This window comes from Streptomyces fractus (assembly GCF_049844455.1).
Classification (GTDB): domain Bacteria; phylum Actinomycetota; class Actinomycetes; order Streptomycetales; family Streptomycetaceae; genus Streptomyces; species Streptomyces fractus.
Map to the genome: position 1 here is coordinate 7,140,983 of NZ_JBMYHI010000002.1, position 24,671 is coordinate 7,165,653.

General features: G+C 71.6%; 24 protein-coding genes. 13 read left to right on the plus strand and 11 right to left on the minus strand.

Features of this window, described 5'->3' with window-relative positions; genetic code table 11:
• Nucleotides 1-67: 67 nt before the first annotated feature.
• Genes ACP4E5_RS34350 through ACP4E5_RS34360 form a run of 3 tightly spaced genes read right to left on the minus strand, consistent with a single transcriptional unit; the run spans nt 68 to nt 1,825 of the window.
• On the minus strand, nt 68-538 hold the full coding sequence (locus tag ACP4E5_RS34350; protein WP_425835596.1) for a Rieske (2Fe-2S) protein: 471 nt from the start codon (nt 536-538) through the stop codon (nt 68-70).
• Nucleotides 535-1,113 carry a DUF6529 family protein gene (locus tag ACP4E5_RS34355; protein WP_425835598.1) on the minus strand — a complete coding sequence of 193 codons (579 nt, stop codon included), beginning with the start codon at nt 1,111-1,113 and terminating at the stop codon, nt 535-537. Before ACP4E5_RS34355 ends, ACP4E5_RS34350 begins: the two co-directional genes overlap by 4 nt.
• Before the next feature lie 31 nt (nt 1,114-1,144).
• Nucleotides 1,145-1,825, minus strand: coding sequence for a hypothetical protein (locus ACP4E5_RS34360; RefSeq protein WP_425835600.1), 681 nt, complete (start codon nt 1,823-1,825; stop codon nt 1,145-1,147).
• A 217-nt stretch (nt 1,826-2,042) separates the two neighbouring features.
• Here ACP4E5_RS34360 and aroH point away from each other — a divergent pair, with 217 nt between their 5' ends.
• From aroH to der, 5 genes are all read left to right on the plus strand, one after another.
• Nucleotides 2,043-2,405, plus strand: coding sequence for a chorismate mutase (gene aroH, locus ACP4E5_RS34365; protein WP_266721209.1), 363 nt, complete (start codon nt 2,043-2,045; stop codon nt 2,403-2,405).
• Complete coding sequence (locus ACP4E5_RS34370) at nt 2,402-3,487, plus strand: prephenate dehydrogenase (RefSeq protein ID WP_425835602.1); 1,086 nt, start codon at nt 2,402-2,404, stop codon at nt 3,485-3,487. Before aroH ends, ACP4E5_RS34370 begins: the two co-directional genes overlap by 4 nt.
• A gap of 125 nt (nt 3,488-3,612) precedes the next feature.
• On the plus strand, nt 3,613-4,305 hold the full coding sequence (gene cmk, locus ACP4E5_RS34375) for a (d)CMP kinase (RefSeq protein ID WP_425835604.1): 693 nt from the start codon (nt 3,613-3,615) through the stop codon (nt 4,303-4,305).
• Entirely contained in the window at nt 4,302-4,949 is a 648-nt protein-coding gene (locus tag ACP4E5_RS34380) for a lysophospholipid acyltransferase family protein (RefSeq protein ID WP_425835606.1), read from the plus strand. The genes cmk and ACP4E5_RS34380 overlap by 4 nt, the downstream gene beginning before the upstream one ends.
• Nucleotides 4,950-5,028: 79 nt before the next feature.
• Nucleotides 5,029-6,504, plus strand: coding sequence for a ribosome biogenesis GTPase Der (gene der / locus ACP4E5_RS34385; RefSeq protein ID WP_425835608.1), 1,476 nt, complete (start codon nt 5,029-5,031; stop codon nt 6,502-6,504).
• Nucleotides 6,505-6,592: 88 nt separating this feature from the next.
• Here der and ACP4E5_RS34390 read toward each other — a convergent pair whose 3' ends face one another.
• Together ACP4E5_RS34390 and ACP4E5_RS34395 are read right to left on the minus strand one after the other, a co-directional pair.
• On the minus strand, nt 6,593-6,880 hold the full coding sequence (locus ACP4E5_RS34390) for a hypothetical protein (RefSeq protein ID WP_425835610.1): 288 nt from the start codon (nt 6,878-6,880) through the stop codon (nt 6,593-6,595).
• 205 nt (nt 6,881-7,085) lie between these two features.
• Entirely contained in the window at nt 7,086-7,883 is a 798-nt protein-coding gene (locus tag ACP4E5_RS34395) for a hypothetical protein (protein WP_425835612.1), read from the minus strand.
• A gap of 399 nt (nt 7,884-8,282) precedes the next feature.
• On the opposite strand from ACP4E5_RS34395, the gene ACP4E5_RS34400 reads away from it, so the two are divergent.
• Nucleotides 8,283-8,942: a LysM peptidoglycan-binding domain-containing protein gene (locus ACP4E5_RS34400; RefSeq protein ID WP_425835614.1), complete on the plus strand. Its 660-nt coding sequence runs from the start codon at nt 8,283-8,285 to the stop codon at nt 8,940-8,942.
• A 110-nt stretch (nt 8,943-9,052) separates the two neighbouring features.
• The gene (locus tag ACP4E5_RS34405; RefSeq protein WP_425835616.1) at nt 9,053-9,619 is read left to right on the plus strand and encodes a transglycosylase family protein; all 567 of its coding nucleotides are present in this window, start codon (nt 9,053-9,055) and stop codon (nt 9,617-9,619) included.
• On the opposite strand, the gene ACP4E5_RS34410 is transcribed toward ACP4E5_RS34405, so the two are convergent.
• The 3 genes from ACP4E5_RS34410 to ACP4E5_RS34420 are packed head-to-tail and all read right to left on the minus strand — an operon-like array spanning nt 9,588 to nt 13,763.
• Nucleotides 9,588-10,304 carry an ATP-binding cassette domain-containing protein gene (locus ACP4E5_RS34410; RefSeq protein ID WP_425835618.1) on the minus strand — a complete coding sequence of 239 codons (717 nt, stop codon included), beginning with the start codon at nt 10,302-10,304 and terminating at the stop codon, nt 9,588-9,590. The two genes, ACP4E5_RS34405 and ACP4E5_RS34410, sit on opposite strands and share 32 nt — an antisense overlap.
• Entirely contained in the window at nt 10,301-13,282 is a 2,982-nt protein-coding gene (locus ACP4E5_RS34415) for an ABC transporter permease subunit (protein ID WP_425835620.1), read from the minus strand. Before ACP4E5_RS34415 ends, ACP4E5_RS34410 begins: the two co-directional genes overlap by 4 nt.
• A gap of 13 nt (nt 13,283-13,295) precedes the next feature.
• A complete protein-coding gene (locus ACP4E5_RS34420) occupies nt 13,296-13,763 on the minus strand; it encodes a hypothetical protein (protein WP_425835622.1) in 468 nt (155 codons plus the stop codon).
• A gap of 155 nt (nt 13,764-13,918) precedes the next feature.
• Between ACP4E5_RS34420 and ACP4E5_RS34425 the strand changes: the two genes are divergently transcribed.
• The 4 genes from ACP4E5_RS34425 (at nt 13,919) to ACP4E5_RS34440 (ending at nt 18,050) form a co-directional block, all read left to right on the plus strand.
• Nucleotides 13,919-14,509: an MTB12 C-terminal domain-containing protein gene (locus ACP4E5_RS34425; RefSeq protein WP_425835624.1), complete on the plus strand. Its 591-nt coding sequence runs from the start codon at nt 13,919-13,921 to the stop codon at nt 14,507-14,509.
• The gene (locus tag ACP4E5_RS34430) at nt 14,484-15,764 is read left to right on the plus strand and encodes an ABC transporter substrate-binding protein (RefSeq protein ID WP_425835626.1); all 1,281 of its coding nucleotides are present in this window, start codon (nt 14,484-14,486) and stop codon (nt 15,762-15,764) included. The genes ACP4E5_RS34425 and ACP4E5_RS34430 overlap by 26 nt, the downstream gene beginning before the upstream one ends.
• A gap of 166 nt (nt 15,765-15,930) precedes the next feature.
• Complete coding sequence (locus ACP4E5_RS34435) at nt 15,931-17,178, plus strand: glycosyltransferase family 4 protein (protein ID WP_425835628.1); 1,248 nt, start codon at nt 15,931-15,933, stop codon at nt 17,176-17,178.
• The gene (locus ACP4E5_RS34440; protein ID WP_425835630.1) at nt 17,175-18,050 is read left to right on the plus strand and encodes a hypothetical protein; all 876 of its coding nucleotides are present in this window, start codon (nt 17,175-17,177) and stop codon (nt 18,048-18,050) included. Before ACP4E5_RS34435 ends, ACP4E5_RS34440 begins: the two co-directional genes overlap by 4 nt.
• Here the strand turns inward: ACP4E5_RS34440 and ctaD are convergent.
• Entirely contained in the window at nt 18,047-19,732 is a 1,686-nt protein-coding gene (gene ctaD / locus ACP4E5_RS34445) for an aa3-type cytochrome oxidase subunit I (RefSeq protein WP_425835632.1), read from the minus strand. The two genes, ACP4E5_RS34440 and ctaD, sit on opposite strands and share 4 nt — an antisense overlap.
• Nucleotides 19,733-20,111: 379 nt before the next feature.
• Here ctaD and ACP4E5_RS34450 point away from each other — a divergent pair, with 379 nt between their 5' ends.
• Entirely contained in the window at nt 20,112-20,327 is a 216-nt protein-coding gene (locus tag ACP4E5_RS34450) for an I78 family peptidase inhibitor (RefSeq protein ID WP_425835634.1), read from the plus strand.
• 103 nt (nt 20,328-20,430) lie between these two features.
• Here ACP4E5_RS34450 and ACP4E5_RS34455 read toward each other — a convergent pair whose 3' ends face one another.
• Together ACP4E5_RS34455 and ACP4E5_RS34460 are read right to left on the minus strand one after the other, a co-directional pair.
• The gene (locus ACP4E5_RS34455; protein WP_425835636.1) at nt 20,431-21,420 is read right to left on the minus strand and encodes a phosphatase PAP2 family protein; all 990 of its coding nucleotides are present in this window, start codon (nt 21,418-21,420) and stop codon (nt 20,431-20,433) included.
• A 223-nt stretch (nt 21,421-21,643) separates the two neighbouring features.
• The gene (locus tag ACP4E5_RS34460) at nt 21,644-22,777 is read right to left on the minus strand and encodes a hypothetical protein (RefSeq protein ID WP_425835638.1); all 1,134 of its coding nucleotides are present in this window, start codon (nt 22,775-22,777) and stop codon (nt 21,644-21,646) included.
• A 260-nt stretch (nt 22,778-23,037) separates the two neighbouring features.
• Between ACP4E5_RS34460 and ACP4E5_RS34465 the strand changes: the two genes are divergently transcribed.
• Nucleotides 23,038-24,660 (plus strand): MFS transporter, encoded by a 1,623-nt coding sequence (locus tag ACP4E5_RS34465; protein WP_425835640.1) that lies wholly within the window; start codon nt 23,038-23,040, stop codon nt 24,658-24,660.
• Nucleotides 24,661-24,671: the final 11 nt, after the last annotated feature.

Below are 24,671 nucleotides of genomic sequence, written 5' to 3' on the forward strand. Positions count from 1 at the left end.
CTGCCCCGGACCCCGCTGCTCAATCGCCGCAGGGGCTTGAATGGGTCAATCGGCGCAAGGGCTTGAATCAAGCCAGCGTGATCGAGGTTCCTGTGATCTTGATCTGGCGGGGGGCCAGGGGGCGTGGGGCCGGGCCGCCTGCCACCGTGGCGTCGGCGATCTTGTATTTCGAGCCGTGGCAGGGGCAGTTGATGGTGCCGCCGGAGACGTCCTTGACCGTGCAGCCCTGGTGCGTGCAGATCGCGGAGAAGGCCTTGAAGTCGCCCTTGGCCGGCTGGGTCACCACGACCTTGTCGTCGGGAAAGACCTTCCCGCCGCCGACCGGGATGTCGGAGGTCTTCGTCAACTCGTCGGCGGCGGGCGGCTTTTGGGAGCCGGAGCCCTTCGGGCTCTTCGGGTTCTTCGCGGACGACGCCGGGGCCTCGGAGGTCGCGGGCGCGCCTCCGCCCTGGTTCTCGTCCCCGTACTTGCTGCACCCCGCCGCCAGCGCCGCCGCGCCCGCGACCAGCACGCTCCTGCGCGATGCGGTGCGCCTCATGTCGTTACTCCCACCGTCCGGAAGAACCACAGTGCCGACGTCAACCACAGCAGCGTCAGCACCGCGAACACAAGACCGCCCACCACCGGCAGCAGCCAGCCCGGCAGCCGCTCCGCGCGCAGCAGCAGCATCTTGGCGCTGAACGCCCCGAAGAAGAAGCAGCCCAGGAGCGAGTGCCACATGACGCGGGTCGAGTACGTCTGGTAGCCGAGCGCGTAGAGGCAGTGCACCGCCACCGGCACCGCGAGCAGGAACGCGATCCGGCCCGACCAGCGGTGCAGCGCCGGCGCCCAGGACGGGCCGCGCAGCTTCCCGTACACCATGAACGCCGAGACGATCTGGACGAGCGCGAAGGTGAAGGCCGCCGTCGCCAGCCAGGACTTCACGGCGCCCGTGCTGGAGAAGCCGGCGAGGTTGAACGCCGTGCCCGCCGGGTCGTGCACCTTGCCGTACGCGCCGAGCGCCACGGCCACCACCGCGGCGACGATCGCGGGGACCAGATAGCGGGTGGCGGACGGGCGGCGGTGGTCGGGGTTCGGGAAGCTCTGGGTGGCGGCGTTCGGGTCGGCGGTCATGGGAACCCTCTCTGAACCCTCTGCGTGCTGCTCAGGGGACGACCGGGCGGGCCGTCAGGCGGGTGCCGTCGACCGTGACCGCCCCCGAATCCGGGTCGATGCGGGGTGCGGCGGACGGCTTGTCGTCACGGCGCACGATGCCGACCTGGCGGCCGTCGGGCAGCACGATCCAGCCACCGTCGATCTTCGCGCCGCGTACCTCGGTGGTCGCCCGGTACAGGCCGGACGGCTTGACGGCCTTCTTCGCCGTGAAGCCGTAGGGGTGCTTCTCGATGGTCGTGGTGCCGCGCACCCGGTCGCCGGTGAGCCTGCCGTCCAGCTTCGCGCCGTGCTTGCCGGACAGCTTCATCTCGCCGTTGTCCTCGACGTTCCCCTTCAGCCACGACTCCTTGGAGCGGCCGTCGCAGAAGTAGGCGATCGCCTTGTCGCCGCGTACGGAGATGGAGATCGCGGACGTGTCGTCGTCGGTGCGGCCCGCATAGCTCGTCTTGCCCGCGCGGGCCGTCCGCGTCGGGCTCGCCTTCGAGGGCGACGTGGGCGGTGACGTGGACGACGAGGCCGGGGCGGAGGTCGAGGGCGCGGGAGACGCCGTCGCCGCGGGAGCCTCTCTGTACGACGAAGTGCCCTCGCCGGTCGTCGCGTTGAGCGACAGCACGAACAGGCCGAGGGCCAGTCCGGCGAGCAGCGTGAACAGCGGCCCGGAGCGCTTCATGGCCGAGCCTCCCCCGAGGCGGCAGCGGTACCGCTCCATGCAAGCAGCTTCGGCCGGGTGGCGACAGGGGGCGGTTCGGGTGACATTGAGATGATCCGGGTGCCCCCGAAGATCCCCGGGAGGCGTCTCGGCAGACGGGCGCCGCTCACCCGTGCGGGCGACCTTGATTACGCTGGCCTTCCATCCAATGACGCGTACGTGGAAAAGGGGCAGTGACGTGGCGGTACGAGCGGTCCGGGGCGCCGTCCAACTCGAACGGGACGAGGCCGGGCACATGGACGAGCAGGTGAGCGAGCTGCTCACCGCCGTCCTCGAGCGGAACGAGCTGACCGCCGACGACCTGATCTCCATCTGGTTCACGGCCACGCCCGATCTGCACTCCGACTTCCCGGCGGCCGCCGCCCGCAAGCTCGGCATCGTCGACGTGCCCCTGATCTGCGCGCAGGAACTCGACATCGCGGGCGCCCTGCCGCGCGTCGTCCGGATCCTCGCGCACATCGAGACCGAGCGGACCAAGGCCGAGGTCGCGCACGTCTACCTCGGCGCCGCGGCCACCCTCCGCAAGGACATCGCCCAGTGAGAACCGCCCTCGTCATCGGCACCGGCCTGATCGGCACCTCCGCCGCCCTGGCCCTGGCCTCGCGCGGCGTCACCGTGCACCTCGCCGACCACGACCCGGGGCAGGCCCGCACCGCCGCCGCGCTCGGCGCCGGGACCGACGAGGCGCCCGAGGGGCCCGTCGACCTGTGCATCGTCGCGGTGCCGCCCGCGCACGTCGCGGCCTCGCTCGCCGACGCGATGGGCCGGGGCCTGGCCCGTGCCTACATCGACGTCGCCAGCGTCAAGGGCGGCCCGCGCCGCGAGCTCGAGGAGCGGGGCGTCGACCTCGCCCCGTACATCGGTACGCACCCGATGTCGGGCCGCGAGCGCAGCGGCCCGCTCGCCGCCGACGCCGACCTCTTCGAGGGGCGGCCGTGGGTCCTGACGCCGACCCGCGACACGGACACCGAGGTCCTGAACCTGGCCCTGGAACTGGTCGCCCTGTGCCGGGCCGTCCCGGTCGTGATGGACTCCGACGCCCACGACCGGGCCGTCGCGCTCGTCTCGCACATGCCGCACCTGGTCTCCAGCATGGTCGCGGCCCGCCTGGAGAACGCCGAGGAGGCCGCCGTACGGCTGTGCGGGCAGGGCATCCGCGACGTGACCCGGATCGCCGCCTCCGACCCGCGGATGTGGATCGACATCCTCTCCGCGAACCCGGGCCCCGTCGCCGACCTGCTCTCCGCCGTCGCGGGCGACCTGGAGGAGACGGTCCAGGCCCTGCGCTCCCTCCAGTCCTCCGACGACGCCAAGCGCCGCGAGGGCGCCGACGGCGTCGAGACGATGCTGCGGCGCGGCAACGCGGGCCAGTCCCGGGTCCCCGGCAAGCACGGCGCGGCCCCGGCGGCGTACGAGATCGTGGCCGTCCTCATCTCCGACCAGCCGGGCGAGCTGGCCCGGATCTTCGCCGACGCGGGCGCCGCGGGCGTCAACATCGAGGACGTGCGGATCGAGCACGCGACCGGGCAGCAGGCCGGTTTCGTCCAGCTCATGGTGCAGCCCGCGCAGGCGCCCAAGCTGACCGCCGCGCTGCGTGAGCGCGGCTGGGCGATGCGCCAGTAGTGAGGCGGGTGGGGGCGCCGGTGGAGGCACGTAAGAGGGGGGCCTCCGGAGCCAGTAACCTTGTACGGGGCGCTTCCGCGCTTCGTACCCATGCCCCCGTGCAGTGAGAAAGGTGTCCGTCACCTATGGAAACCGCCGCGACCGCCGCCGCAGCAGTGATCGTCGCCATCGACGGACCCTCCGGCACGGGCAAGTCGAGCACCTCCAAGGCCGTCGCCGCCCAGCTCGGCCTCAGCTACCTGGACACCGGCGCCCAGTACCGGGCGATCACCTGGTGGATGGTGAACAACGGCATCGACCTGGACGACCCCTCCGCGATCGCCGCCGTCGCCGGCAAGGCCGACATCGTCTCCGGCACCGACCCGGGCGCCCCCACCATCACGGTGGACGGCACGGACGTCGCGGGCCCGATCCGCACCGCCGAGGTCACCTCCAAGGTCAGCGCCGTCAGCGCCGTCCCCGAGGTGCGCGCCCGGATCACCGAGCTGCAGCGCTCCATCGCGCTCGGCGCCGAGAAGGGCATCGTCGTCGAGGGCCGTGACATCGGTACGACGGTGCTGCCGGACGCCGACCTCAAGATCTTCCTCACCGCCTCGCCCGAGGCCCGCGCCGCCCGCCGCTCCGGCGAGCTCAAGGGCTCCGACGTGAAGGCCACGCAGGAGGCCCTCGTCGCCCGCGACAAGGCCGACTCCAGCCGCAAGACGTCGCCGCTGGCCAAGGCCGGCGACGCCGTCGAGGTCGACACCAGCGACCTCACGCTGCAGCAGGTCATCGAGTGCGTCGTCACCCTGGTCGAGGAGAAGCGGGCCGCCAAGTGACCCCAGCGCCCTCCGAGCGAGGCGCCGAAGTAGGTCGGCGCATCGGCGTCGGCCTCATGTACGGGCTGTGGAAGCCGCGGGTCCTGGGATCCTGGCGGGTCCCGGCGACCGGCCCGGTGATCCTCGCCGTGAACCACTCCCACAACATCGACGGCCCCATGGTCATGGGCGTCGCCCCGCGCCCGACGCACTTCCTCATCAAGCAGGAGGCGTTCGTCGGACCGCTCGGCCCCTTCCTCGACGGCATCGGCCAGGTGAAGGTCGACCGCACGAGCGCCGACCGTACGGCCATCACGCGCGCCCTCGACGTGTTGAAGGAGGGCGGCGTCCTCGGCATCTTCCCGGAGGGCACGCGCGGCGACGGCGACTTCGCGTCGCTGCGGGCCGGACTCGCGTACTTCGCGGTGCGCAGCGGGGCGCCGATCGTGCCGGTCGCCGTGCTGGGAAGCACGGAGCGGTCCGGGCGGTTGATAAAGAGGCTGCCCCCGCTCAGGAGCCGGGTCGACGTCGTCTTCGGCGACGCCTTCGAGGCGGGCGACGGGAGCGGGCGGCGTACCCGCAAGGCGCTCGACGAGGCCACCGTGCGCATCCAGGAGCGGCTGAGCGGCCACCTGGACCATGCCAGGCGCCTGACCGGGCGCTGAGCGAGACTTTCAGTAGTGCCCGTGTCCCTTGTGGGTACGCGCACCGATCACCACGAATGAACGACGAGGTACGGACTTCATGAACGACCAGATCCAGCCCGAGGGATCCCCGGAACACGAGCACGGGGAGCTCGGCGACGCTGAGTACGCGGAGTTCATGGAGCTCGCCGCGGAGGAGGGCTTCGACGTCGAGGACGTCGAGGGCGCGCTCGACGCCGCGGGCCACGGCCCGCTGCCCGTGCTCGCCGTCGTCGGCCGCCCGAACGTCGGCAAGTCGACCCTGGTGAACCGCATCATCGGGCGCCGCGAGGCCGTCGTCGAGGACAAGCCGGGCGTCACCCGCGACCGCGTCACCTACGAGGCCGAGTGGGCCGGCCGCCGCTTCAAGGTCGTCGACACCGGCGGCTGGGAGCAGGACGTGCTCGGCATCGACGCGTCCGTGGCCGCGCAGGCCGAGTACGCGATCGAGGCCGCCGACGCCGTCGTCTTCGTCGTCGACGCCAAGGTCGGCGTCACCGACACCGACGAGGCCGTCGTGCGCCTGCTGCGCAAGGCGAACAAGCCCGTGGTGCTCTGCGCCAACAAGGTCGACGGCCCGAGCGGCGAGGCGGACGCCGCGTACCTGTGGTCCCTCGGCATCGGCGAGCCGCACCCGGTCTCCTCGCTGCACGGCCGCGGCACCGGCGACATGCTCGACGCCGTCCTGGAGGCGCTGCCGGAGGCCCCGCAGCAGAGCTTCGGTGGCTCGGGCCTCGGCGGTCCGCGCCGCATCGCGCTGATCGGCCGCCCGAACGTCGGCAAGTCCTCGCTCCTGAACAAGGTGGCCGACGAGGACCGCGTCGTCGTCAACGAGCTGGCGGGCACCACCCGCGACCCGGTCGACGAGCTGATCGAACTCGGCGGCGTCACCTGGAAGTTCGTCGACACTGCGGGCATCCGCAAGCGCGTCCACCTGCAGCAGGGCGCCGACTACTACGCCTCGCTGCGCACCGCCGCCGCCGTGGAGAAGGCGGAGGTCTCGGTCATCCTGATCGACGCCTCCGAGTCGATCTCCATCCAGGACCAGCGGATCGTGACGATGGCGGTCGAGGCCGGCCGCGCGATCGTCCTCGCGTTCAACAAGTGGGACACCCTCGACGAGGAGCGCCGCTACTACCTGGAGCGCGAGATCGAGACCGAGCTCGGCCAGGTCGCCTGGGCGCCCCGGGTGAACGTGTCGGCGCGTACGGGCCGACACATGGAGAAGCTGGTCCCCGCGATCGAGACGGCCCTGGAGGGCTGGGAGACGCGCATCCCGACTGGCCGGCTCAACGCCTTCCTCGGTGAGCTCGTCGCCTCCCACCCGCACCCGGTGCGCGGCGGCAAGCAGCCCCGCATCCTGTTCGGCACGCAGGCCGCCTCCAAGCCGCCCCGGTTCGTGCTCTTCGCCTCCGGCTTCATCGAGCACGGCTACCGCCGCTTCATCGAGCGCCGGCTGCGCGAGGAGTTCGGCTTCGAGGGCACGCCGATCCACATCTCCGTACGCGTGCGCGAGAAGCGCGGCAAGAAGAAGTAGCAGGAAGAAGTAGCAAGAAGCAGCTCGCACGAACGCCGCCGGTGGAGACATCCACTCGGCGGCGTTCTGCTGTGCGGGGCGCGGGAGGTCAGTGCTCCCGGCGCGGCCCCGGCGGCAGGGCCGCGGGGAAGTGGCGTCCCGTGGTGTGCTGCTGCGGGTACGGCTGCCAGCGCGGCGGATGGTGCGGGCGCGGGCCGTGCAGTGGGTCGAAGCCGCTGAACCCCAGGTCCTCCTCGCCGCTGCGGTCGCCGGGCAGCGTCCGGAAGGAGCGGCGCCACTCCGCGTACAGGGCGTCGTAGATGGGGGTCACCGAGGGGGCGGCCCCCGCGTGGCGCCCTCCGGAGCGGCCGCCCGGCTGGTCCTCCGCGGGACGCATCGAGGGGATGGGGTTCTGATACGGCTGGTGCCGTCGAGGCGTTGGGGTGGAAGCGGACGCGGCGGATGAGGTGGGGTCGTATGGGTGCACGTATGTGCCAACGAACCGGGCCCCCGACGGATGCGCCCTTGGCCTGCGCTGTTGCGGGCTGTCAGCGGTGTGACCGGCGCATTCGTGGGGGCCCGTGGGGTGCGGCCGGGGTGGCTCAGGTGCCGGCGAGCGGCATGGCGGCGGCCACCAGACGTCCGCTCGCCGCGGCCTTGTCGAGGGCCTGACGGAGCAGGTCCTCGCGCGGCTGGTGGCCGATCGAGCCGGCGGAGGCGGCGAAGACGAGCACCGTCTGCGTCTTGTTCGCCGCGGTCCGCCAGCCCTCCGTCACCAGGAGCGGCTGGTGCGCCTGCCACCAGGCGACCTGGGCCGGCGAGTTGCCTGTGCCGGGCTGCAGGATCGCGTGCAGCTGGCCCATGGCGAGCAGCACGGACCAGCCGCCGAGGACCGAGGGGACCTCGGAGAGCGTGGCGGCCGACATGAAGCCCTGCTCGATCAGGAGCGGCAGGAAGTCGTCCCCGTCCGTGGTCGTGCCGGGGCGGGCGATGGGGCCCGTCGGCTCGACGACGAGGGCGGGGTGCGTCGTGTCGCCGATCAGCACGAGGCCGCTGGTCACGCCGAGCACGGCCTGCGAGGGCGCGGCCGGGGTGGCGTCCGGCTGCGCGGCCGCGGCGTCCTGCCCGCCGCCGATGGACTGCACGGCGCCCTGGAGCTGGTCCTCCGCGACCTGGACGACCTGCGAGGGCAGGCAGGTGGCATGGGCGAAGGCGAGCACGGCGGTCTCGTCGCCGACGAACAGGACGGTGCTGGTCGGCTGGTGCTGCGAGTCGCCCGGCGTGCGGCAGGAGGTGCAGTCGTAGCTTCCGGGGGCGTTGTCGCCGGCCATCAGCCGGTCGGCTTCTTCGTCGCCGATCTCGGCGCGTACGTCGTTGCTGACGTCGAGCAAGCGAGGCACGGGGACTCCTCAGGGATCTGTTGGGCCGATCGGGGTGATCGGTCACGGTCAGGCGAGTGCTTATGAAGGACAACGGATGATCTGTGTCCTCGGTCACGCATGGATCGGATCGGAATCACCTCATCCGGCGCACACCGTGAACGACCGCCCGGAATCCGTCACTCCACGCCAACTTGTAGGTTTTCCAAGGAAGTTGGGCCGGTGAGCTGAGTCACAGATCGTCGGGGCGACAGGTCGACAAATACTGAAATCGTCGTATGTATCGGTTGGCTTGAAATCGTCGATACCTCGGGTAACGGCGAACTGGCCTGGCGGGACGAGCCGTTGGTTGCCGCGGCCGTCGTGGGCTGCCTAGATTCCAGCGCCGTCCGCAACGAGCAGTCCACGAGAGGGATTCTCATGTCCGCGCCGAACCGTATGGCTCGCACGACAGCGGTCTTCACCGGGGTGGCCCTCGCCGCCCCGCTCGGTCTCCTCGCCCTCGCCGGCCCCGCCCAGGCGGCGGACGGCGGCGTCTGGGACCGCATCGCCCGCTGCGAGAGCGGTGGCAACTGGCAGATCAACACCGGGAACGGCTACTACGGAGGGCTCCAGTTCTCGGCAGGCACCTGGCGCGCGTACGGCGGTGGGGCCTATGCCGCGACGGCCGACCGGGCCAGCAGGGGGCAGCAGATCGCTGTCGCCACCAGGGTGCAGCGTGCGCAGGGATGGGGCGCATGGCCCACATGTGCGGCACGGGCCGGGGCGTACGGCAGCGCGCCGGGCGCGCAGTCGGCGCCCAGGGTCGTCCCCAAGGCGGCGCCCAAGGCGGCTCCGAAGGCCGCTCCGAAATCGGCGCCGAAGGCGGCGCCCCCGTCCGCGCGGAACCAGCGCGGTTCAGGCCACACCGATCGCGGCGCCGCCCGCCGTGGTGGCTACGTCGTCAGCAGTGGCGACACCCTCGGCCGCATCGCCGCGGCCCACGGCACCACCTGGCAGCACCTGTACGCCGCGAACCGGGCGGTGATCGGCGGTGACCCGGACCTGATCCTGCCGGGGCAGCGGCTGCGCCTCGCCTGACCGCACATGCGCCGCGTGGCCCCGCCCGGTCCGCCGACCGGGTGGGGCCACGCGGCGGGCGCGGCGCGGCACGACCGGCGGCCGCGCACCGGCTGCCTAACGTCCGCGCCATGGATCTGACCGCTACGTTTCCGAAGGCGCACGGCCCGCGGCGGTGGGCGGCGGCCCTGCTGGGCGTGCTGCTCGCGCTGGCAGCGTTGCCGGGCCTCGCCGCCAGGGCGGACGCCGCAGAGCCGCACGACTGCGCCAAGACCGAATGGCCGTGGTCCTGCCTCGCGGAGTGCGAGAGCGGCGGCAACTGGGACGAGAACACCGGCAACTCCTTCTACGGAGGGCTCCAGTTCCAGCAGTCCACCTGGGAGGAGCACGGCGGCCTGCAGTACGCGCCGCGCGCCGACCTCGCGACCCGTGCCGAGCAGATCAAGGTCGCCGAGGAGGTGCTGCGCACCCAGGGCTGGGAGGCGTGGCCGGTCTGCTCGAAGCGGTACGGCCTTGAGGGCCGCGTCCACGTGGTGCAGCACGGCGACACGCTGGCGTCCATCGCGCGGCGCTTCGAGGTGCAGGGCGGCGCGCAGGCGCTCTACAAGGCGAACCGCGACGTGATCGGTTCGCACCCGGACCGGCTCGAGGAGGGGGCGACGCTTGTCATTCCCGACCCGGAGAAGTCGTCGGCCTGACCGGGCCCGGTGGGCCCAGTGGATGCTCGGTGGCCTCGCCGCGGAACACGACCGTGCCGCGCCCGAGTTCGTGCACGAACACCGTCGCGCCGCCCGGCGCTCCGCGCAGGCCGGGCGGCAGGCGCTGCTCGGCGAGGACCACGCAGGCGTCGAGAGCGCGCAGGAGGGCGTACGTGCGGGTGGCGACCGGCGGCGCCATGCCCTGGGTGGGCTCGTCGATCAGGACGACGCGGGCGGGGGCGAGCAGGGCGCGGGAGACGGCGAGCATCCGCTGCTCACCGCCGGAGAGCGTGCCCGCGCGGCGGGGGAGCAGCGGGCGCAGCGCGGGGTAGGCGTCGAGGGCGGCGCCGAAGTCCCGTTCGGGCGCGGCCAGTCGGAGGTTCTCGGTGACCGTGAGACCGGCGAAGACGGCCTGCCGGTCGGGTACGAAGCGCAGGCCCGCGGCGGCGCGGGTGCGGGCGGTGTGCCGGGTGACGTCGACGCCGTCCCACACCACGGTCCCGGCGGTGAGCCGTACGGTGCCGGCGAGGGCGCGCAGGGCGGTGGTGCGCCCGGATCCGTTCGGCCCGAGGAGCACGGTGAGCGCGCGGGCGGGGGCGGCGAGGGTGACGCCGTGGAGTGCTTCCAGGGGGCCGTAGCGGACGCGGGCGTCGCGCAGTTCGATGCCGCCGGGGCCGGGCGTCATGAGGGCTCCGGGGTGCGGTCGAGGACGGAGTCCGGCGCGCCCGAGCGCACGATGCGGCCCGCCGCCATCACGTGCACGGTGTGCGCGAGTTCGGCGACGAGGTCCAGATCGTGCTCGACGACGAGCACGGCGACGCCGTCGGCGGCGAGTGCCCTCAGCAGTCGGGCGAGGGCGGCGACTTCCGCGGGGTCGAGTCCGGCGGTCGGCTCGTCGAGCAGCAGTACGTGCGGGTCGCCGGCGAGCGCGCGGCCCAGTTCGACCTGGCGCAACGTTCCCGTGGGCAGCCCGTCCGTCTCCTGGTCGCCTCGCAGTCCGAACAGTCGCGTCATGCGTTCCGTGGCATCCGGGTCCCTTACGCGGCCCTGCTCGGCGCCGACCCGAATGTTCTCGGCCACCGTCAACGAGGGGAAGACGGCGAGCTGTTGGAAGGTGCGTGCGATGCCGAGCCTCGTCCGGGTGTGCGCCGGTAGTCGGGTCACGTCCCGGGTTCCGAGTCGGACCCGGCCCGTGTCGGGGCGCACCGTTCCGGCGAGGCAGTGGAAGAGGGTGCTTTTTCCGGCTCCGTTGGGGCCGACGATGGCGGTTACCTTGCCGGTGGGGATCCGGATGTGGGTGTCCTGGAGGGCGGGGCGGGAGTCGTAGGTGACGGTGAGGTGTTCGGCGGTGAGGGCGGGTGGGGGTGGCGGCGTCCTTGTTGCGGTCGACCGTCCGCCGGTCGCGGGGCTCTGCCCCGGGCCCCGCTCCTCAAGCGCCGGAGGGGCTGGATTTGGTGGAGCCTCTCGTCCCGTTGCGGTCGACCGTCCCCCGGTCTCGGGGCTCCGCCCCGGACCCCGCTGCTCAATCGCCGCAGGGGCTTGAAATGCCCGCCCTGGGCCCCGCTCCTCAAGCGCCGGAGAGGTTTGAATTGTCGGCCCCGGGCCCTGCTGCTCTCGCGCCGGAGGGGCTTGAAATGCCCGCCCCGGGTCCCGCTGCTCTCGCGCCGTAGGGGTTTGAATTGTCGGCTCCGGGCCCTGCTGCTCTCGCGTCGGAGGGGCTTGAAATGTCCGCCCCGGGTCCCGCTGCTCTCGCGCCGGAGGGGTTTGAATTGTCGGCCCCGGGCCCTGCTGCTCTCGCGCCGGAGGGGCTTGAAGTGCCCGCCCCGGGCCCCGTTCCTCAAGCGTCGCAGGGGCTTGTAGCGCCTGCCCCGGGCCCTGCTGCTCTCGCGTCGGAGAGGCTTGAGCCGCCCGTCCCGGGCCTCGTCCCACCAGGACCGCCAGTACCCCGATCGTCAGTGCCGCCACTCCGCCCTGTGTGCTTGCGTCCAAGCCCACCAGGAGGGCAGCTCCGGCCAGGGCGGCTAACGGGCTGTCCGTGCCCAGGACCACTACTGTCGCGAACCACAGCAGGCCTCGTACCGGGTCGTATGCTGACGGGTCGAAGGAGCGCAGGCCGAATGTCAGTAGGCCGCCGCCCAGTGCCGCGAGTGCGGCGCCCACCACGAACACCGTGACCTTCAGGCCCGGCACGCCGACCCCCGCCGCCGACGCCCCCGCCTCGTGGTCCCGGACCGCCGCGAGCGCCCGGCCGATCCGGCCCCGTCGTAGGCCCGCCACGACCAGCAACGCCCCGCCCAGTAGTGCGAGTTCGAGGACGTAGAACGTCCGGTCGTCCGTGAAGCCCGTGGGTCGTGCCGGTGTGAGGGCCGACGCCGCGTACGGTTGCGTGAACACGAATCGGCTCACCCCGACCCCCACCGCGAACGTCGCCAGCGCCAGCGCGAGGCCGTGTCGCCGGATCGCGGGTGCGGCGGTCAGCAGTCCCAGGGGTGCCACCATCGTCACCGCCAGCAAGAGGGCCGGTAGGCCCGGGAGTTGGGGGAGGCCCGGGAAGTGGCCCGTCGTGAGCAGTGTTGCGAACAGGGCGCCCAGGCCCGCGAACGCGCCTTGACCCAGGGCCAGTTGGCCCGCCCGTCCCGTCACTACCACCAGCGACAGCAGGATCAACGCCAGCGCCGGGACCTGGACCGACGTTCGCAGGTCCGAACCCGCGAACCCGAGCGGCAGCAGGAACAACACCCCCGCCACCAGCCACGCCTCCCGCGGAGCGGCCCGCGCACGGCGCGTCACCGTCGTCGGCAACGCCCCCTTCCCGCCGACCCCCGGCAGGGCGAGCGCCGCGATCAGCAGCGCCACCACGAACAGGTTCGCCCCCACCGCCTGGACGAGCGGCTCGGCCCACCCGCTCGGATGCAGCCGCGTCAACTGGCTCTGCGCGACCCCGATCGCCAGCGCCGCCCCCACCGCCACCCCGAGCCGCCGCATCCCCGCCACGACCGCCACCGCCACGACCTCCATCACCAGCAACGGCAGACCGTACGGATCGAGGCGTACGTAGGGCGCCAGGAGCACCCCCGTCAGGCCCGCGGTGAACGTGCCGAACGCCCAGCCCGCCGCCGCGACCCGGTCCGCGTCGATCCCGCCGAGCACGGCCAGCGGGCGGTTGTCGACGACCGCCCGCAGCTCCCCGCCGAACCGCGTCCAGCGCGTCACCGCCCACACCGCGCCCCCGATCGCGCAGGCCACCGCGAGCTGCCCCCACGGCTCCCCGGGGATCAGCACCGGCGCGTCCTCCTGCGCGCCCGTGCCCCACAGCAGCGCCGCCGCCCCGACGAGGAGGACGAAGACGCCGATCGAGGCGACCAAGGTGTGTGCGGGGTCGCCGCCCGACAGGGCCGACGGCCTGAACACCCAGCGTTCCAGGGCGAGTCCGAACCCCGGCGCCACCACCAGGAGCACCAGCGCCGCGGCCGCCCACAGCGGCACGTCCCACACCACCACCAACTGCCGCAGCAGATAAGCGCAGAGCATCGCGATCGCGCCGTGCGCGAAGTTGAGGACGCCCGTCGCCCGGTAGGTGACGATCAGGCCGATCCCGGTGAGCGCCGCCGCCGCTCCCACCGAGAGGCCGGCGAGCGTCAGGTCGTAACTGAGGGACGACACGGACCCCGACTCCTCAACTGCCGGTGGGCGGTTCGCAGATGGGGCACGGACCCAGTCCCACCTCCGTGATCGCGCCCCCGTCCACCGGCAGCGCCTGGGGCTTGCCCTCGACGAGCGGGCAGTCGGCGCGGTGCCACAGCGTGCCGCCGGGCACCATCAGCAGCCGGTCGCTGACGGCGGGCGGGGGTGCGGGATCCGGGTTGTCGGGCGCCGGAGCGGCCGTCATCAGCTGGCCGTGGAGGTCGTCCATGCGTGTCGCGGCGAGCGTGGCCCTGCCGTACGTGAGGAGTACCGCGCCCGCGACGATCAGGGCCGCGCCCGGCACCGTGCAGGAGGCCAGATAGGGGAGCTGGCGCTCGGCGAAGCGTTCGCCCGACATGCCGTACCAGCCGACGACGCAGAGCACCGCACCGACGGTGAGCGCCGCGAGCCCCGCCCACAGAGCGGGGTGCACAGAAGAACGTAGTCGGGCAGTCCGCATCGCCGGCCCCCACGGGTGTGCGCGTGTGTCTGGCCTTGTCCGCCGATCGCTTGCACTATGCCTTCTGGAGTCCAACTCGGAAAGCTCCGGGGACAGTTGGCCGATCTCCTCGATCCCGCCGACCCGCCCCGGACCGACACCCGGCGGTGAGCCTGATGGTTCTCGGGAGCACACCTCGCGCGACTCGCGGACGGGGCGCGGCCCTCGCCCTCGCCCTGGCCCTGGTTCTCGGCCCCGCCCTGGCGGCCTGCGGCGACGACAGCGGCGGTGACGACAGCGCCCCACCGACACCGAGCTCGAAGCCGGCCACGAGCAAGGAGCCCACGAACGCGGAGCCCACGAGCAAGGAGCCCTCGTCGGCGCGGCCGCCCAGCGGGAGCGGTCCCGCCGACCGCGCCGCCGCCGAGAAGGAGATCAAGGCCAACTGGAAGAAGTTCTTCGACCCGAAGGTGTCGATGAAGGAGAAGGAGGCCGTCCTGGAGGACGGCACCAAGATGCGCCCGGTCCTGAAGGGCTTCAGCGGCGACAAGCGCGGCGGCCAGGTCGAGGCCACCGTCACCGAGGTCGGCTTCACCTCGGGGACCGAGGCGGACGTGACGTACGCCCTCGCCCTCAAGGGTGCGACGGTGCTGCCCGACGCCAAGGGGACCTCCGTCGAGCAGGGCGGAACCTGGAAGGTGTCCGTCAACACCCTGTGCGCGCTGGTGCAGTTGAGCGGCAATGCGTCGCCGGGCCCGGGCTGCTGAGGCCCTCGCCGCGGGCCTCGCCCTGGTGGCCGTCGCGGCCTGCGGGTCCCGGCTGCCGGAGCGCGACTTCGAGGACCGCTCCGCGCCCGCGCCACGCCCCACCGCGCCCCTGCGCGTCGGCATCATCACCAGCGCCACCAGCCCCGTCGGCGGCGCCGCCTTCACCGACACCCGCGACGGCGCACAGGCGTACTTCAGGAACCTGAACGGAAAAGGCGGCATCCAGGGGCGCCGCGTCGAGGTGCACCTGTGCGACGACGGCGGCAGCGGCGTCGGCAACACCTCCTGCGTGCACAAGCTCGTCGACGAGCAGAAGGTCGTCGCCCTGGTGGCCACCACATCGCTGGACTACGCGGGCGCGGAACGCGTCTCCCACGCGCGCGTGCCCGACATCGGCGGCCAGCCCATCGGCGCCGCCTACGACACGTACCCGCACCTGTACGGGATCTACGGCAGCCTCGCGCCGCGCGACGGGACGCCGGGCTGGGGCGGCAAGCTGTATGGCGGCACCGAGGTCTACCGCTACTTCAAGCGCGAGCACGGCGCCCGCACCGCCGCCGTCGTCTCCTACAACCAGGCCGCTTCGGCCGCGTACGCCCGCCTGGTGACGCGCGGACTCAGGGCCGAGGGCTACCGCGTCGTCACCGAGCAGCTCGACTTCGCGCTGCCGAACTTCCGGGCCGCGGCCGCCGACCTGAAGGACGAGAAGGCCGACCTCGTCTTCGACGCCGTCGACGCGCACGGCAACGCACGGCTCTGCGAGGCCATGGATCAGGTCGGCGCCCGCGTCACCGCGAAGGTCACGAACGTACAGAACTGGACCTCGTCCGTCCGCTCCGCCTACAAGGACGCGCCGCACTGCCGCGCCTCCCTGTGGGCCACCGGCGCGAGCCGCAACTACGCGGACACCGGGCACCCCGCCGTCCGCGCCTTCCGCTCCGCCACGAAGAACCTGAAGACGCACTCGCAGTGGCAGCTGGAGGGCTGGGCCGCCGCGATGTGGTTCACCGACGCCGCCCGCTCCTGCCACACCGTCACGCGCGCGTGCGTCGACCGTTTTATGCAGCGCCGCGTACGGTACTCGGCTGATGGCCTGCTGCTTCCCGTGACGTTCGCGAGATACGCCGAGCCGCCGAGAACTCGAAAAACATGCCTGTCGGTCGCGAGATGGACGGACGCAAAAGGCTGGGTCACCCAGAACGGCGGCATGACGCGGACCTGTTTTGTCGTTCCGCAGCTCTCCTACCAGCCGTGACGTGACCCCCGATGGGGGATTTGGCGGGTCGGTTCCCGAAAACGCCTACCAATCCGGCATCTGTTCAGGAACAACATGACGATGAGGAACAACCCTCGACAGGTCATCTCCGTCTAACTACCTGGTAGTCGGAGAAGACGGACTGTTCAGACAGATACGAGGGCGCATGCAGATTTCTTTCCTGATTCACAATGCGTACGGGATCGGAGGGACGATCCGCACCACGTACAACCTTGCCAGCGCGCTTGCCGACCACCACGACGTGGAGGTCGTTTCCGTCTTCCGACACCGGGACGAGCCGGTGTTCGCGCCGGACCCGCGCGTACGGGTGCGCCACCTGGTCGACCTGCGCAAGGGCACCGCCGGGTACGAGGGCGAGGACCCGGAGCTCCGGCGGCCCGCCGCGGTCTTCCCGCGCAGCGAGGGGCGCTACGAGCAGTACAGCGCGCTCACCGACCGGCGGATCGCCGAGCACCTCGGCTCGCTGGAGGCCGACGTCGTCGTCGGCACCCGGCCAGGACTCAATGTGCACCTCGCCCGGGACACCCGGCGCGGAGTGCTGCGCGTCGGCCAGGAGCACCTCACGCTCGACACGCACGCGAACACCCTCCGCCGTGACCTGCGCGCCGTCTACCCGCGCCTCGACGCGCTGACCACGACCACGGAGGCCGACGCGCACGCCTACCGGCAGCAGCTCCGGCTCCCCGGCGTGCGCATCGAGGCGATGCCCAACCCCGTTCCGCAGCCCGGCATCGCGCCCGCCGACGGCAGCGGCAAGTGGGTCGTGGCGGCCGGCAGGCTCGCGCCCGTGAAGCGCTACGACCTGCTGGTGCGCGCCTTCGACCAGGTGCGCGCCGAGCGGCCCGACTGGCGCCTGCGCATCTACGGAGGCGGCAAGCAGAAGGACAAGCTGCGCACGCTCATCGACGAGCTGGGCCTCTACAACCACGTGTACCTCATGGGGCCCGCCCACCCCATAGAGCCGGAGTGGGCGAAAGGATCCCTCGCCGCCGTGACATCGCGGTTCGAGTCCTTCGGCATGACGATCGTCGAGGCCATGCGCTGCGGTCTGCCGGTGGTCGCCACCGACTGCCCGCACGGACCCGGAGAGATCATCGACAACGGCGTCGACGGCAGGCTCGTCGAGGTCGGCAGCGTCGACGCCATCTCCGGCGGCCTGCTCGAACTCATCAACAACGACACGCTGCGCCAGGAGATGAGCGCCCGCGCCCTGACCCGCTCCGCGCGCTTCGACCCGGCGCGGATCGCCGAGCGCTACGAGGACCTGTTCGGCTCGCTCACCAGCCGCGGCGGCTCCCTCGGCCTGCTGCACCGGGCCCGCGGCTCGCTCCTCGGCGGCGCCTACGCGGTGCGCGACGCCCTGCGACCGCAGCGGAAGGGACACCCCGCATGACAGCCCCCACGGCCCCGCCGCCGCCGTGCCCCGAAGACAGCTGCCCCGAAGACAGCGACAGGAGCGTCCGCATGCCGCCCCGCGCCGACTGCATCGCCGACTCCGCCGGCGGGCTCACCTTCGACGTCACCGACCACGGGTCGCCCGACCCGGCCCACCTGGTGCTCGTCGACCGGGCCTCGGGGCACACGGTGCGGCTGCCGCTGACGCCGACCGGCGAGGGGCGGCTGCGCGCGTCGCTGCCCATAAGCGTCTCCCTCGCGGAAGGGCGCTGGGACGCGTACGCGCAGGTCGCGGGGGACGAGCCGGTGCGGCTCATGCCGGGGGTCAACGATCTGCGCTCCCTGGTGGACCGGGCACCGAGCGGCTCGCGCGGCTACGTCGCCGTACGCATCCCGTACGTCACGAAGAACGGCAACCTCACCGTGCGCAGCTGGCTGCGGGCGCCGCACGCGGAGGCCGGTGAACTGCTCATCGCCGACGGCGAGTTGAGCGTGCGCGGGCGGATGTACGGCGCAGTGTTCACCGCGAAGGCGTACGCGGAGATCCGCTCCCGCGCGGTGCGCGGCCCCGTCCTCCGTGGCGAACTGGACTGGGACGGGCCGGAGTTCACGCTGCGCATCGGCTACGACGAGCTGCGCGAGGGCCGCTGGGACCTGTGGCTGCGGCCCGCGGGGGACGACGGTCCGCGGGTGCGGCTCGCCCGGCTGCTCGACGACATCGCCGACAAGAAGCCGATCTTCACGTACCCGGTGGCCCGGGTGACCGTCGCGGGCCGCGGCGAACTGGCCGCGGAGGCCTACTACACGGGGGCCAACGACCTTTCCGTGCAGGTGAGTTCGGTCCAGATCGCAACCTCAGACAGGCCCTAATCCTTGCGCCCGGGCTCCAGCGGCCGGTCCTCGAACGCCGCGAACTCCGGGTGGTGCAGGTCGAACGCCGGGGACTCCGAGCGGATCCTCGGCAGCGTGACGAAGTTGTGGCGCGGCGGCGGGCAGGCCGTCGCCCACTCCAGCGACCTGCCGTACCCCCACGGATCGTCGACCTCGACCTTCACCCCGTACTTCGCCGTCCGCCAGATGTTGTAGAGGAACGGCAGCGTGGAGAGGCCGAGCAGGAACGCGCCGATGGACGAGAGGGTGTTGAGCGCCGTGAATCCGTCCGCCGCCAGATAGTCCGCGTACCGGCGCGGCATGCCCTCCGCGCCCAGCCAGTGCTGGACCAGGAACGTCGTGTGGAAGCCGACGAAGAGCGTCCAGAAGTGGATCTTGCCGAGCCGCTCGTCGAGCATCTTCCCCGTCAGCTTCGGCCACCAGAAGTAGAAGCCGGCGAACGTCGCGAAGACGACCGTGCCGAACACCACGTAGTGGAAGTGCGCCACCACGAAGTACGTGTCGGAGACGTGGAAGTCCATCGGCGGCGAGGCGAGGATGACGCCGGTCAGGCCGCCGAACAGGAACGTGACGAGGAAGCCGACCGACCAGAGCATCGGCGTCTCGAAGGACAGCGAACCCTTCAGCATCGTGCCGGTCCAGTTGAAGAACTTCACGCCGGTCGGCACCGCGATGAGGAAGGACATGAAGGAGAAGAACGGGAGCAGCACGCCGCCCGTCACGAACATGTGGTGCGCCCACACGACCACCGACAGGCCCGTGATCGCCATCGTCGCGCCGACCAGCATCGTGTAGCCCCAGATCGGCTTGCGGCTGAAGACCGGCAGGATCTCGCTGATGATCCCGAAGAAGGGCAGCGCGATGATGTAGACCTCCGGATGCCCGAAGAACCAGAAGAGGTGCTGCCACAGCAGCGCGCCCCCGTACTGCGCCTCGAACACCACGGACCCGAACCTCCGGTCCGCCTCCAGGCAGAGCAGCGCTGCCGCGAGCACCGGGAACGCGAGCAGCACCAGGATCGACGTGAACAGCGTGTTCCACGTGAAGATCGGCATCCGGAACATCGTCATGCCGGGCGCCCGCATCCCGATGATCGTGGTCAGGAAGTTCACCGAGCCGAGGATCGTGCCGAACCCGGCGAGCGCGAGCCCCATGATCCACATGTCGGCGCCGACGCCGGGGGAGCGGGTCAGGCTGTTCAGCGGCGCGTACGCGAACCAGCCGAAGTCCGCGGCGCCGCCCGGCACCACGAGCGAGCCGAGCACGATCAGGCCGCCGAAGAGGAACAGCCAGTACGAGAACATGTTCAGCCGCGGGAACGCGACGTCCGGCGAGCCGATCTGCAGTGGCATGATCTCGTTGGCGAACCCGGCGAACGTCGGCGTCGCGAAGAGCAGCAGCATGATCGTGCCGTGCATCGTGAACAGCTGGTTGTACTCCTCGTTGGAGAGCATCTGCAGGCCGGGGCGCGCGAGTTCGGCCCGCATGAGCAGGGCCATGACCCCGCCGATCAGGAAGAAGCCGAACGACGTGATCAGGTAGAGGTGGCCGATCTTCTTGTGGTCGGTCGTGGTCAGCCAGTCCACGACGATCCGGCCGGGCCGCCGCTCGCGCGGCGCCTCCACCGTCCCAGGCCCGGCCTGCACCCCGGTCGTACCCATCGCTTGCCCCCTCGCTGCTCGGCTGCGCGCCTCGGGCCTGCTGCGGACTCAGGCCATGATGCTCGCGCGGGTGCCCGCCGCGACAGAGGGCGTACCCCTGTTTCTGGCATGGACAGGCAATTCCCGGTCGGCCTCAACTCGCCCGCGCCGCCGTCGGATTCGGAATGCCGGGGGAATTGGCGAATAGGTTGCGGGGGCTCGTGGGGGCGGCCGGGCGGGGGCTTTTCCGCACGCCGCGAGAATTCGATAAGACCGGGTGTTACGGGTGAAAGTAAGGAGCAAGTAAGAGGCGAGAAACGCCCGATCGTGTGAGGAACTCCTAAGAAACAACTGTCGTGATCTTGTGACAAAAGCGTGACCCGCGGCCTACCGTGGCCGCATGTCATCCATCCCCACCCCGCCGGCCGAACCACAGGACAATCCGGACGCGTACATAGGGCTCGAAGCGGAGCACGCCGAATCTCAGGCCCGCGGCCGCGGCTGGTCCACCGTCAGGCGCCTGCCGCCGGGCGCGATCATCACCATGGAGTACCTCGCGGGACGCCTCAACCTCGAAATCACCGAGGGAAGGGTGACGCGCTGCTGGAAGGGCTGAGCGCCCCGAAGCGTGCGAAGGCCCCCGAACCCGTAAGAGGTTCGGGGGCCTTCGCGGTGCGGGGCTTGGCTGTGCGTACCGGGCCCCGCCGTCTGTGGGCGCGCTAGGACACCGTTCTCGTCGAGGGCGTCCCGCGCGTGAGTCTCTCCGTGGCCGGCCGGCGGCTGCCCGCCGGGGTGATCGGCGTGCGCTCGCCACGCGGGGTGTGCGGCCCCTGTGGGAGCAGCTGGCGGCTCGATCTGCCGGCGCCGACGGACTCGCGCGCGTGGGCCGGACTCATCGCGGGGACCGGCACGGGATCGGACTCCGGCTGTGGCAGCCGGGCCCCGGAGCCGCGGCTGCGCAGGCGGTCGCGCAACGAGAAGATCCACGCCTCGGCGCGGGCCACCAGCGGCTCGCACCAGGGCAGCGCGAGCAGGATGAGCAGGCCGGCGGCCCAGCCGAGCAGTACGTCGCTCAGCCAGTGCGTACCGAGATAGACCGTGGTCAGGCCGACGCTCAGGGAGATCACCGCGGAGACCGCGGACAGCCAGCGCCTGGCCCGCGGCGTGGAGGCGAGGTAGGCGAGGATGCCCCAGGTCACCACCGCGTTCGCGGTGTGGCCCGAGGGAAATATGTCGCCGCCCTGCCACATCTCGCTCGACCCGATGGTCGTGGCGTAGTGCGGTCCCGCGCGGCCCATGCCGTACTTGGCGGCGCCCACCGTCACGTTGAGCAGCAGCAGTGAGGTGCCGAACATCAGCAGCGGGCGCAGCGTGTGCTGTCGCCACGAGCGCCAGCCCAGCCACGACATCACCATCACGGCCGTCGGACCGCGCTGGCCGAGGACGACCCAGTAGTCGAGGAAGGCGTGGATGTCCGGCCACTGCTGGTACGGGCGGAAGAACATGACCTGCCAGTCGACCGCCACGAGCCATGACGTGGTGAGCACCGCCACCACGATCGTGAGGTAGAAGGACAGGGTCAGCCCGAAGAGCACGACCCGGTGCCGGCTCATGTGGGGGATGTCCACATGGGTCGGTCGTTCGGGCTCGCGATCGAGCCTGGCGAAGACCCGCTCCACACGGCGGGTCAGGTTTCGTTCGGTACGCACCCAATCGACGCTACAGCGATCGGCAGGTGGACCCGAACGAAACAGGGGCTTTGTGATGACGATGTGATGTGGGATTGATCTCAGGCGGCCGAATATTCCCACGATTTCGGCCACCCGGAAGGAAAGATTCCCGAATTCAATGATCGTTTCCGGGGGCTCATTATATGACGCTTATGAATGCGTTCACCTGATACCCGCATGGAATTGGCCGTTCACTCACCGCTCACGGCGGGCCCGACCCGTTCAGCCAGAACGCTCCGTAGATCGCCGACAACACTGCGAGACCGCCGACCACCCATGCCGACCTGCTCGTACGCCACCGGGCGAGCGCCACCGCGAGCGGCAGCAGCAGCGGGAACGCGGGCAGCAGCAGCCGCGGTTTCGAGCCGAAGTACCCCGAGGCGCACAGCGCGAGCGCGACCACGATGCCCGTGTAGACGAGCACCGGAACCGGCTGCCGCTGCCTTACCCCTACGACGTACAGCCAGATCACCAGTGCGACCCCGACGATCAGGCCGATCCCGGAGAGCGCGCCCAGCGGTGACGTGAACCGCTCGGCGACGAAGCGGGCGAAGGCGGCGCCCCCGTCGAAGCCGTTGCCCCACTGCGCCTGCACGTCGAGATAGCCGAAGAGCCCGCCGCCGGCCCGCTGCCCGACCCACAGCACGTACCCCGCCGCGCCCAGCGGGGCCAGCACCACCCCGAGCACGAGCCGCCACGTCGCCCGCCGCTCCCGCGCGATCCACAGCGCCGCCGCCACCCACACGGCCACCACGAGGGCCGCCCCGATCGGCCGGGTAAGACCCGCGAGCGCGGCGAGCGACCCCGCGTACACCCAGTGCCGGCGCAGCACGGCGTACAGGCCCCACGCCGCGAGCGCCGTGAACAGCGCCTCGCTGTACGCCATCGACGCCACGATCCCGACGGGCAGCGCGCCCCACAGCACGGCGAGCCAGATCCCGGCCTTCCTCCCGTGCAGCAGATCCCCGACGGCGAAGATCCCCCACGCCGCCGCGAGCGAGGCGAGCAGGCTCACCACGAGCCCCGCGTCCGCGTACGACAGCGGGCTGAGCGCCGAGACGAAACGTTCGAGCCACGGCAGCAGCGGAAAGAACGCGAGGTTCGAGTGCACGGTGCCGTCGGGCAGCGTCACCGACCAGCCGTAGCCGTGCTCTGCGATCCGCGTGTACCAGAGCGAGTCCCAGCGGGCCGTGAGCAGCGTGTGCGCGCTCTTGCCGCTCGCCGCGCTCCACATAGCGAGCACGAGCAGGCCGAGCGCCCGCACCGCGGCGAATCCGAGCAGGGCGGGCGCGGCGTACCGCGGCGAGAGTCGATGTCGTTGGTCCACGTCCGTCACGGCCCCGATTATCTGCGCCCGTCCCATCCGTCCCGTCAGCAGGCCCCCGTCCCTCAAGTGGTGCACGCCACACCCGCGTGCGGGCGCCCTGAGAGGTCCGCCACGTGTCAATGGCGAGAACTCGCGTACGCTGACGGCTCACTCGCCTTTTCGTCGCGGGGCCGGGAGACCGCTCCTCCCGAGCCGGAACCTCAGACAAGGCCTATGGCATCCCCCGTCTTGGGATCCGCCGAACGCGAGGACCACTGGGAGGTACGTACATGTCCGGGACGAACACGGCCTCCGGGCGCGCACGCGGGCGCCTGGCCGCCATGGGCACCCGCCCGCATCGCTGGGTCGTCCTCGTCGTCCTGTGTACGAGTCTCCTTCTGGTCGCCCTCGACTCGACCATCCTCTACGTCGCGCTGCCCGCGGTCACCGAGGACCTCAAGCCCACCTCCGTCGAGCTCCTGTGGATCGGCGACGCGTATCCGTTGGTGTGCGCCTCGCTGCTGATCCTGTTCGGCACGCTCGGCGACAGAGTGGGCCGCCGGAAGATCCTGCTGCTCGGCTACGCCCTGTTCGGTGCGGCCTCCGCGCTCGCCGTGTTCTCCGACACCGCGCAGGTGCTCATCGTGGCCCGCGCGATCCTTGGCATCGGCGGCGCGATGATCATGCCCGCCACGCTCTCGATCCTGCGCGACGTCTTCCCCGACCGGCACGAGCGGGCCGTCGCGATCGGCGTGTGGACCGCGGTCGCCGCGGTCGGCGCGGCCACGGGACCCGTACTCGGCGGCTTCCTCGTCGAGCACTTCTGGTGGGGTTCGGTCTTCCTCATCAACATCCCGCTGATGCTGATCATGCTGCCGCTGTGCCGGGTCCTCGTGCCCGAGTCCAAGGGGCGCAGCGACGGTCCGTGGGACCTGTTCGGCGCGCTGCTCGCCGCGCTCGGCGTGCTCGGTGTCGTCTACGGCATCAAGGAACTGGGCACCAAGCGCGATCTGCTCGACGCCGAAGCGGTGCTGCCGTTCGTCGTCGGCGTCGTGCTGCTCTACTTCTTCGTGCGCCGCCAGCGCCGCCGCGAGCACCCGCTCATCGACATGAAGCTGTTCTCGCGGGTCGCGTTCACCACGTCCGTCGGCTGCATCGTCATCGCGATGCTCGCCCTCGTCGGCCTCGAACTGATCGCGGTCCAGTACCTCCAGCTCGTGCTCGGCCTCAGCCCGCTCGAGACCGGCCTGCGGATGCTGCCGCTGACCTTCGCCGCGATGACCGCGGGCGTCCTGGGCTCGGCGAACCTGCGCCGCTTCGGCCCGCGCGCCATGGTGGCGTCCGGTTTCGCGCTGACCGCCTGCGCCGTGCTGATGCTCTGCGCGATGGGCGAACAGGACAAGCCGTGGCTGCTCGGATTCGGCTTCGTACTGCTCGGATTCGGCTTCCAGACCACGCTGTTCGGGGCCTACGAGTCGATGCTCACGGAGGCTCCCGCGGACGACGCCGGGGGCGCGGCCGCGATCGGCGAGACCTCGTACCAGCTGGGCGCCGGCATGGGCATCGCGCTGCTCGGCTCCGTGATGAACGCGGCGTACGCGCCCGGGCTCGGCCATGTGCCGGGGGTCTCCGACGGCACGTCGACCGCCGCGGGGCACTCGCTGGGGGAGGCGTACCAGATCGCCGCGCGGCTCGGGGGCGCGGCGGGGGACGCGCTGCGGGAGGCCGCGCGCGCCGCGTTCGTGCACGGTCTGCACGTCACGCTGATCGTCAGCGCGGTCCTGCTCTTCCTCGGGGCGCTCGCCGCGCTGCGGCTGCCCCGGCGGATGGAGTGCGAGGCGCCCGCGGCGGACGACGCGGATGTGGCGGCGCCGCGGCGGGCTTCGTCACCGGCCGAGTCCTCGGCCGCGTGACCCGCGGTTCG

Excerpts from the sequence above, each read along its gene's own strand:
- ACP4E5_RS34350 (WP_425835596.1), bottom strand. The coding sequence starts at position 538 with ATGAGGCGCACCGCATCGCGCAGGAGCGTGCTGGTCGCGGGCGCGGCG.
- ACP4E5_RS34355 (WP_425835598.1), bottom strand. The coding sequence starts at position 1,113 with ATGACCGCCGACCCGAACGCCGCCACCCAGAGCTTCCCGAACCCCGAC.
- ACP4E5_RS34360 (WP_425835600.1), bottom strand. The coding sequence starts at position 1,825 with ATGAAGCGCTCCGGGCCGCTGTTCACGCTGCTCGCCGGACTGGCCCTC.
- cmk (WP_425835604.1), top strand. The coding sequence starts at position 3,613 with ATGGAAACCGCCGCGACCGCCGCCGCAGCAGTGATCGTCGCCATCGAC.
- der (WP_425835608.1), top strand. The coding sequence starts at position 5,029 with ATGAACGACCAGATCCAGCCCGAGGGATCCCCGGAACACGAGCACGGG.
- ACP4E5_RS34390 (WP_425835610.1), bottom strand. The coding sequence starts at position 6,880 with ATGCGTCCCGCGGAGGACCAGCCGGGCGGCCGCTCCGGAGGGCGCCAC.
- ACP4E5_RS34400 (WP_425835614.1), top strand. The coding sequence starts at position 8,283 with ATGTCCGCGCCGAACCGTATGGCTCGCACGACAGCGGTCTTCACCGGG.
- ACP4E5_RS34405 (WP_425835616.1), top strand. The coding sequence starts at position 9,053 with ATGGATCTGACCGCTACGTTTCCGAAGGCGCACGGCCCGCGGCGGTGG.
- ACP4E5_RS34410 (WP_425835618.1), bottom strand. The coding sequence starts at position 10,304 with ATGACGCCCGGCCCCGGCGGCATCGAACTGCGCGACGCCCGCGTCCGC.
- ACP4E5_RS34420 (WP_425835622.1), bottom strand. The coding sequence starts at position 13,763 with ATGCGGACTGCCCGACTACGTTCTTCTGTGCACCCCGCTCTGTGGGCG.
- ACP4E5_RS34425 (WP_425835624.1), top strand. The coding sequence starts at position 13,919 with ATGGTTCTCGGGAGCACACCTCGCGCGACTCGCGGACGGGGCGCGGCC.
- ACP4E5_RS34430 (WP_425835626.1), top strand. The coding sequence starts at position 14,484 with ATGCGTCGCCGGGCCCGGGCTGCTGAGGCCCTCGCCGCGGGCCTCGCC.
- ACP4E5_RS34435 (WP_425835628.1), top strand. The coding sequence starts at position 15,931 with ATGCAGATTTCTTTCCTGATTCACAATGCGTACGGGATCGGAGGGACG.
- ACP4E5_RS34440 (WP_425835630.1), top strand. The coding sequence starts at position 17,175 with ATGACAGCCCCCACGGCCCCGCCGCCGCCGTGCCCCGAAGACAGCTGC.
- ctaD (WP_425835632.1), bottom strand. The coding sequence starts at position 19,732 with ATGGGTACGACCGGGGTGCAGGCCGGGCCTGGGACGGTGGAGGCGCCG.
- ACP4E5_RS34450 (WP_425835634.1), top strand. The coding sequence starts at position 20,112 with ATGTCATCCATCCCCACCCCGCCGGCCGAACCACAGGACAATCCGGAC.
- ACP4E5_RS34465 (WP_425835640.1), top strand. The coding sequence starts at position 23,038 with ATGTCCGGGACGAACACGGCCTCCGGGCGCGCACGCGGGCGCCTGGCC.